At 64.6% G+C, this 1013-nt stretch carries 1 protein-coding gene; it reads right to left on the bottom strand.

What is annotated here, in order from left to right:
• The coding region (locus tag I5M_RS12775) for an AMP-binding protein (RefSeq protein ID WP_031336220.1) at positions 1 to 960 on the bottom strand (960 nt) is incomplete at its 3' end.
• Positions 961 to 1013 lie beyond the last annotated feature (53 nt).

The following is a 1013-nucleotide window of genomic DNA, read 5'->3' as shown; positions in this document are numbered from 1 at the left end:
CCCCGTGCCGTGGAGCAGCCCGTTGAACAGCGTTTTGACGGCGGGGAAGCTGTTGACCTGATACTTCATCAGCTCCTTGACGAAGCCCGGCATATCGCGCGGGTTGGGAATCAGCAGGTTGCAGCCGCCGGCGCGCACGGCGAGCAGGAAGCACGCGGTCAGCGCGAAGATGTGGTACAGCGGCAGCGCGCAGACGATCAGCAACTGATCGACATGCGGCGGCTTGGCGAGCGCCGGCTGCAGCCAGGCGTCGTTCTGCAGCACGTTGGCGACGATGTTGCGATGGAGCAGGGTGGCGCCCTTCGACAGGCCCGTGGTGCCGCCGGTGTATTGCAGGAAGGCGACGTCGTCCGGCCCGATTACCGGCTTGTTCAGCGTCAGGCCGCGGCCGGCCGAGAGCGCGTCGTTGAACGACACCGAGCCGGGCAGCGAGAAGCTCGGCACCATCTTCTTGACGCGGCGGACCACCAGGTTGACGATCACGCCCTTGAGACCGAGCAGATCGCCCATCGCGCCGACGATGGTCAGCTTGACGTTGGTGCGGGCGATCACCTGCTGCACGGTGTTGGCGAAGTTCTCCAAGACGATGATGGCTTCGGCGCCGGAGTCCTTGAGCTGGTGCTCGAGCTCACGCGGCGTGTACAGCGGGTTGACGTTGACGACCGCGTAGCCTGCGCGCAGCACCGCGCAGGTCGCCACCGGATACTGCAGCACGTTCGGCATCATCACCGCGACGCGCGCGCCTTTCTTCAGGCCCTTGCTCTGCAGATAGGCGCCGAGCGCGGCCGACATCTCGTCGAGCTCGCGATAGGTGATGGCCTTGTCCATGCAGATGAAGGCCTTGCGATCGCGATACTGAGTGAAGCTCTCTTCGAGCAGCGTGACCAGCGATGCGTATTGAGTCACGTCGATGTCGGCAGGCACGCCCGGCGGGTAGTGCTTGAGCCAGATCCGCTCCATGGTGGTTTTCCTCGCATCGCTCACGCAGCGCTTCGGGCTGCGATTTCTGATGT

The sequence above is a fragment of the Rhodopseudomonas sp. B29 genome (assembly GCF_000333455.1).
Lineage (GTDB): Bacteria > Pseudomonadota > Alphaproteobacteria > Rhizobiales > Xanthobacteraceae > Rhodopseudomonas.
This window is presented reverse-complemented; position numbering and strand designations above follow the sequence as displayed.